Source organism: Pelomicrobium sp. (assembly GCF_036803785.1).
GTDB lineage: Bacteria > Pseudomonadota > Gammaproteobacteria > Burkholderiales > UBA6910 > Pelomicrobium.
In genome coordinates this window covers 65,763-72,569 of sequence record NZ_DAIRTR010000001.1, presented here as the reverse complement: position 1 = coordinate 72,569, position 6,807 = coordinate 65,763, and the positions used below count along the sequence as shown (strand labels likewise).

Sequence of the window (6,807 nt, the reverse complement as noted above, 5' to 3'; positions counted from 1 at the left end):
CCCATGCATTGGGCGACGGCGGCGTAGGCGGCGTGCAAATCCCGCCCGCTCACGAGCCCCAGGTCGATCAGCCGCGCTCTCTCCATCGGCTCCCCCATTTTGCACCCGCGACCGCACCCGACCCGGGTCAGCGCTGGACGTCTGTCGGGCCCTCGGGAGGATGGGTTTCGAAAAAGCAGGCAAAGTAGAAGTCCCGCCGCTCCAGCTCCTCCAAAGACCGGACGCGGGCTTCCATCCCTTCGCGGAAGATGTTCGCCAGATGCCGTCCCTGTTCCGCATCCAACACGTGGATGCGTCCGATGAAGGGGTGACCGTTCTGGTCCACCTCATCCAACGTCAAGATCTGAGCCACCAGCTCTTCCGGTTGGGGCAGGTACAGGAGATACGCCTGGCAGTCGGGATCTTCCGGATCCAGGGGGCACAAAACGATCTTGCCGAGCCAGGCCAGCCGGGCCGCCTGGTTGAAATGGGCAATGTCGAGCTTCTTTCCCTTCTTGTACTTGGCCAGCTCGTTCTTAAGCCGGCTCACATCGGTGAGGTTAATCTGCTTCATCTCGCAGGGGACATCCTCGAAAGATGTCCCCATTTTACCGCGCAGGGCAGGAAGAGGCGTCCCCCGACACCTTGCCCACCAGCAGCAAGAAGCTGGCGAAGGGTCCCATATTGCCCATCGCTTCTCCCATGGGTCCCTGGAAATGGAGCCGCCCGAACAGCATGGCCCGCATGGGACCATAGTCGCCACGTCCCATTTCCTGCCAGCGCTGGGTGCTCGCCCACATCAGGTAGTCGGTCGAGTCATCCAGCGGCGAGTGCGCCCTACCGCCATAGACGCAGGTCGCCTTGCCGTCTTTCTCCGCGACTCGGAGCTCGACGCGGGGGCTTTCCGGGCAGTCGTCCCGGTAGAGCTGCATGACCTTGTAACCTCGCCCCTTGTGGTTGTTGACCCAGCCCGATTCGACCAGCTTGTTTTGCAGCACGGGATCGTTGTTCCACGCTGCGCACAAGGCATCGGCCCATTCAGCTGACATCATGACCGGTGCCGCCCCTGCCGTCCCACTTGCCACCATCAGAACCAGCGTGAATAGCCTTCCTGCGATATCCATGCGATCACCTCCCTGGCGCGCGTCCTGTCCCCTCCGGCCAAGGCCACGGCGGCGCTATGCCGGCCGCGGCGCTTGAATCCGACCGCGGCCTTCTCCCTCACATCTTCCAGCTATAGGCGATGCCGACCGAATTTTGATGCATCTTGATGGTCTCGGTCGTAGTGGGAGGCGCGCCGAAGCTGGTGAACATGGATTGGCCGGTCACCCCATGATTGAAGGCGTGCATGTAGAAGAAGGTCCATTCGCCGCCTGTAGGGGTCGTGTAGGTCGCTCCCAAGGTCACGTGGTCCCGGATCACCCCGGGCGCCAGGATGTTGATGGTGACGTCCTCGGCCCGAATAGGGTTGTCGCTGCGGTTGTAGCCGGCGCGGAAGGTCCAGCGCGGGTTGTACTGATACTCGAAGCCCAGCTTGAACACGTTGACATCCTGCCAGCCGAAGCCCGCTCCGTTCGAGCCCCCCAGGCAGTTGGAGAGATTACCCCCGACGCAACCGAGCAGCAGGCTGCTGGGATTACCCACCGATTTCACGTCACTATAGTTGATGCGCTGATAGTCGAAGGCGATGGTCAGCTTCGGAGTCGCTTGCCAGGCGATCCCCACGTTGTAGTTTTCCGGGATGTCGAAATCCCCCTGCTCGGCAAACAAGCCTTTGTACTTGTCGAACTCATCCATGTAGATCTTGGTCGAGTAGGCAGCACCTACCGAGAAGCTGGGGGTAAGCCTGCCGAAGTAGCCCACGCGCACCCCCGCACCGACGGAGGTGTCATGTCCCCGGTTGGTGAAGTGGGCCGGGTCGGTGGAAAAGGGAGCGAAGGCCTGGAGCCCCTTCGCCGCGAAGCGCTGGCCAGCGAGAAGAGGCGCCACACCGATGGAATGATTGGGATGGAACTTGTAGGCCAGGGTGGGGGCGATGATCACCTGGGCGAGATCGACGCCCAAGCGGCCTTCGCCGCACAGCAGGTTGTAGCTGGACGGGCCCGGGTTGAAAAAGGCACAGGCGCTTGCCGCTGGAATCTGGCCGCCGGGATAATCGGTGTTCATGCCGCCATTTCCGTACACGGTCACCCCCAGCGCGAGCGTGGGGCTAAACATCCAGTTCACCCCAAACTCGGGAACCAAAAAGAAGTTCCGGTCGCTTTCCGCGGTCCCGTCGAGGCCCGCCGGCCCGCTGCCGAAGCGGCTCGACTCCCGGATCGGGCTGAAGACCATGGCGCCGAGGCCCACGTCCAGGCGATTACCCAGGAAGGCCATGCTGGCGGGATTGTTCGCGCCGCCAAAGGCATCGACGGCCCGGGCCGTGGCCGCGCCCCCCATGCCTTTGTTTTTCATGCCGTAGCCTTCCTGGAAGTAGCCGTCGGTGGCAAGGGCAGCGCCGGAGAGGCAGGCGCAGCCGAGGGTCAAGGCCGTGGCCAGGGTATTCCGCTGTCTCCTCATAGTGGGTCCTCCTGAAGATGGCCCGAACGGGCCGTAAGTTTCTTAAACATCCTAGGATGCCATTTATTAAATTTCAATATTATTGAGTGCTAATGTCAGCCCCGCCCCAATGCCCGGGTAAGGGCTATTCCGTTTATTTACTCAGTAGGTGCCCACGTTCTCGCCCCGTAGCTGGCGCCGGACGATGGCCACGTCCCGCCGATTCAGGGCAAACGGGAACGAGCGGATATCGGTGGGGCTGGAATCCCCATAGGGACGGTTGCAGGCGGAAACCTCCTCGTCGTCCTTGCCTGGGCAGCCGGAGGTGCGAAAAGGCTTACCGGAGCGGATGAGGAGCTCCAGCTCCTCCTCGGGAAGCCCAAAGTCGATCACCCGGCCCGCGTCGTCGAACCGCATGGCATCCACGCGCCCGCCCGCGTAATCGATGATGAAGCGGGCAAGTTGCACCCGGCGCCACTGGGCCCGGTCCACCGGGGGCCAGTCCTCCATGAGAGAACCCCGCTCCGGGAAGAAGGCAAACATGTGGTTGTGCCCCCCCAGGTCCTTGATCCGCTGTGCCACTTCTAGAATCTCCCGTTCCGTCTCCCCCAGGCCGCAGATGAGGTGGGCGCCGAATTTCTCCGGACCGAACACCTCGGCCGCCCATTCGATCGCCTGCCAGTATTTTTCCCACTTGTGAGGGCTGTCCACCCCCTTGCCCCGGAGGCGGTCGAAGATGGCCGGCGTGCACGCGTCCAAGGCCACGGTGAAAATGTCCGCCCCCATGGCCTTCAAGCGCCTCAAGTCCTCCTTGTCCATGGTGGTGGGATTGGACAGGATGGACACCGGAATGTGCTGGATTTCCCGCACCCATTTTTCCAGGAGAACGAAGGTGTCCTGGTCCGAATTCGGATGGGTGATCATGGAAATGCACATGCGCTGAAACTGGCCCCGGTCTTGCGCGGCCTTTACCCGTTCGATCACTTCGTCATAGCGTACGGTTGGCCAGTCCACGCGGATGAAATTGCGGTCAGCGTAATCCCGCGCCTCCTCCCGGTGCCGGGCGAGCCCGCAGTAAGCGCAATTGGCCCGGCAGCCCTCCGGATAGGTGACCAGCAGGTTCAGGCAATGGGTGCAGGCCGTGCGGTGCATTTTTCCTGGGATGAGCCCCAGGGTGATGGCCGCCGCCGTGCTCATCTGCACGTACTCCGGCGAACGCATCTGAGGCGTTTTGATGTGGTAGTTAGGACGGTAGAAACGGATGGGTTGAACGGGTTCGTGCGTTGCGTTCATCCTGGGTCCTCGTCACGTCTTTCCTAGCCGGGCGACGATGTCGGCGGCACGCCGGTGAAATTCTTCCGCCTTGGCTTCGTCGATCACTAGGCGAATCAGTTTGTAACAACCGTCCACGGCCGTTGCCAGCGCCCGTGGCGTCTCCTCGGCGTCCTCCAACCGCTGGACCACCCTACCCGCCTGGGCACCGAGCACCGCCCGGGCCACGGCAATCAGGGCCTGCTTGGCCGAAGCGGCCGCTTCAGGACTTGCCGGCAGTGCGTCGGCTCCTGTTTGCAGCGGTGCGCCGACGACCTCGATGAACCCGTCGCGGTACAGCTGCTGCAACAAAGGCGCGATGTCCCCCAACCCCGCTGCTCTGGTCACCAGTTGAGCTACCGTAGAACGTCCGTCCACCAGGATCAGGGCCTGCCGTAGTCGGACACCGAGTCCGTGGCGCCGGGTCTCGATCTCGTCCCGGCCCTTGGTGGTCTTGACCAGAATGCTGTTCGAGTCCATGCACTCACCCCGAGAGCTCCTCGATGATGCGGTAGATGAGGCGCACCGTGATCACTACATAGACCGCTCCGAACAGGAAGATCAACGACACGATCAGGTTGGCCACGTCCGGGGGCAACAGCGGGAAAAATGGCGTCGCCAGGTAGCCCACGGTGAATAGCATTACGAGGAGCGTCAGGAGCCGCCAGGTTCTGCCGACGACGCCACCGGGTATGCTTCCCCTCAATACCAGGACCAGGCTCAAGCAATAGAACATCACCAGAATCGCGGCAACGCTGATAAAAAAGGTGATATCAAATTTCACTCTCCCCCTCCTTTAGGCTCGGCTCTGATGGCCGTTGAGTCAAGCAAAGTATTCGCCGAATGCGATCCATCCCCTCCGATACGTGGCATCGACCCTGGCGGCAGGCGTATGCCACCGTTCGTCGAGCCAGCGCCGTCGCTCGACCGCGCGCTCGATCGATGTCTGGAATTGGTCGCGCACGTCTTCTTCGAAATCCTCTAGCGCCTGCGCCTGCCCGCCCAAGTAGCGGGCTGCGGCTTCGCCCGCCCGCTCGCCGGATATGACCGCCGCCGCAATCCCGGCCCCCGTGATAGGGTGAGTCAATCCGGCCGCGTCACCGGCAAAAAGCAGGGGGCCCTCCACCAGTTGCCGACGCAATCCGCCTACGGGAATCAAACCTCCCGTACGGGATACGATCTCGCGGCCGACCCGGCCCTCTTCCTGCAACTGCCGATGGAGCGCTTCCAAGGGCTCTTTCAAGTCGGGCGCAAAGGCCCGGTCCAAGCCCAATCCCAGGTTGGCCCAGGGACCCTTGGGGAATAACCATGCATAACCGCCGGGATAGTCATTCGAGAGCCAAACTTCGGTGACCGCGCTAGGCTGAGTAAGGGGTACGGTGTATTGCCGAGTCTCCACGCATTCCAGGGGTGGGAATCCCAAAGCCTGAGCCACCCGGGACCGGGGCCCGTCCGCAGCTACCAGGAGCTTGAACTCTACCTCCAGGGGCCCATCGGGCCCTTCTGCCCACGCTCGCCGCCGCGACAGGTCGATGCCGACGAGGCGCGTACCCGTCTGCACCTGGGCACCCGCGTCGCGGGCCGCCCGGACGATGGCTTGGTCGAAGGCCGCCCGGTCTACCATCAGGCCCGGGAAAGGGGTGCGCTCCCGATGCCCCGAGAGCAGCTCGCTTTCCATAGCTTCGATCCGCTGCAAGCACACCCCCGGGTCTCGGGTCCAGCGGCCGAGGGGGAGAGGCACGAATTCTGCGCATTGCACCGGCAATCCCACCACCCGCTTGCGCTCCAGGGCGATCACCCGAAGTCCCCGGCGCGCCGCCGTTCCTGCGGCAGCGCCTCCCGCCGGACCCAAACCCACCACCAGGAGATCACAACGCTGGGTCATTCAAGAGGGCTCCTCACGGGCGGTGGCATATCGGGAGGCAAGCGCTTTGCGCACCACCTGGGCAAAATCGGCAGGCCTCAGCATGAGCAGGTCGACCGACCGCCCGGCGAAAAAGGCCTCCACCCGCTCTTCCAGGCGATCCAGGGGCACGTCTTTCAGGTGGGCTTCCAGGTCCATCACCGCTCGCCTCGGTCGCACGAAAAAGTCTCCAGTGAACCAGACCTGCTTCACCCGCCCGCCCGTGGCGTCATAAAGGACGGCGGCGCGCACCAATCCCCCAGGGAATTTCTCCGCCGCTTCCAGCAAGGGCTGCTCTGCCCTGGGGCGGGTGAGCAGGTGCACCCAGTCGGGATGATCCATTTCCGCCAGGGCCTGGCGGTAGCGGGCCTCCTCCGGCGGCGTAAGCCCCGAGGGAACGAAATCGACGCCGAAGGATCGGGCGAAGGCCTCAGCGAGACGGGCCTTGATGCCCGCAAGGGAGGGTGCAGCGCCCAGCAGCTCGGCGAGGCTCGTCACCCGTTCCCGGGCGGAGCTGATCGCTTTGTCCGAGAGCTTATCCGCGGGAATGCGCAGCAGCCGCAGCATGCGCTCCACGTCGAACTCGATTAGCAGGGTTCCCTGGTACATGAGCGCCTCTCCATCGAAAGCGCCGCCCGTGCCGGAGATCTTGCGCCCGCCCACCTCGATGTCGTTGCGGGGCCGGTACTGGGCATCCACGCCAAGGGCGCGGATGCCTTCCGCCGCCGCCTCGCAGATGCGCCGGGCGATGGCGCCCATGTCCGCCGTTCCCAGCTCCTGGCGGGAGAGATAGAGCTCCCAGCCGAGCTGGCCTTGGTCCATGTAGATGGCGCCCCCGCCGGTGATGCGCCGTTGCACGGCAACACCCTCGGCGGCGCAGCGCTCCAGATCGAGCTCCTGCTCGGCGCTCTGGTGGTAGCCGAGCAGGGCTGCGGGGAGAAACTGGAGAAACCGCAGCGTGGGAGGGGCTTCCCCCGCCTGGCGCGCTTCCAGCAGGGCCCGATTGAGAGCCACGTTCTCCGCCGCCCGGCGAACCCCCGTATCGAGCAAGCGCCAGATTGGGGCCACCTACCCTC

The 6,807-nt window shown here is 63.8% G+C and carries 8 protein-coding genes; all 8 read right to left on the bottom strand.

Features of this window, described 5'->3' with window-relative positions; genetic code table 11:
- Positions 1-127: 127 nt before the first annotated feature.
- The 8 genes from V7Q81_RS00345 to V7Q81_RS00310 all read right to left on the bottom strand — a co-directional run bounded on the left by V7Q81_RS00345 (position 128) and on the right by V7Q81_RS00310 (position 6,799).
- The gene (locus tag V7Q81_RS00345) at positions 128-553 is read right to left on the bottom strand and encodes a hypothetical protein (RefSeq protein ID WP_333839204.1); all 426 of its coding nucleotides are present in this window, start codon (positions 551-553) and stop codon (positions 128-130) included.
- Between the two features lie 34 nt (positions 554-587).
- Entirely contained in the window at positions 588-1,103 is a 516-nt protein-coding gene (locus tag V7Q81_RS00340) for an SCP2 sterol-binding domain-containing protein (RefSeq protein ID WP_333839201.1), read from the bottom strand.
- Positions 1,104-1,200: 97 nt separating this feature from the next.
- Entirely contained in the window at positions 1,201-2,538 is a 1,338-nt protein-coding gene (locus V7Q81_RS00335) for an OmpP1/FadL family transporter (RefSeq protein ID WP_333839198.1), read from the bottom strand.
- 141 nt (positions 2,539-2,679) lie between these two features.
- Positions 2,680-3,810 (bottom strand): radical SAM protein, encoded by a 1,131-nt coding sequence (locus tag V7Q81_RS00330; protein ID WP_333839196.1) that lies wholly within the window; start codon positions 3,808-3,810, stop codon positions 2,680-2,682.
- Positions 3,811-3,822: 12 nt separating this feature from the next.
- Entirely contained in the window at positions 3,823-4,308 is a 486-nt protein-coding gene (locus V7Q81_RS00325; protein ID WP_333839195.1) for a hypothetical protein, read from the bottom strand.
- Between the two features lie 4 nt (positions 4,309-4,312).
- On the bottom strand, positions 4,313-4,612 hold the full coding sequence (locus V7Q81_RS00320) for a hypothetical protein (protein ID WP_333839193.1): 300 nt from the start codon (positions 4,610-4,612) through the stop codon (positions 4,313-4,315).
- Positions 4,613-4,651: 39 nt separating this feature from the next.
- The gene (locus V7Q81_RS00315; RefSeq protein ID WP_333839191.1) at positions 4,652-5,713 is read right to left on the bottom strand and encodes an NAD(P)/FAD-dependent oxidoreductase; all 1,062 of its coding nucleotides are present in this window, start codon (positions 5,711-5,713) and stop codon (positions 4,652-4,654) included.
- Positions 5,714-6,799: a lipoate--protein ligase family protein gene (locus V7Q81_RS00310; protein WP_333839188.1), complete on the bottom strand. Its 1,086-nt coding sequence runs from the start codon at positions 6,797-6,799 to the stop codon at positions 5,714-5,716.
- Positions 6,800-6,807 lie beyond the last annotated feature (8 nt).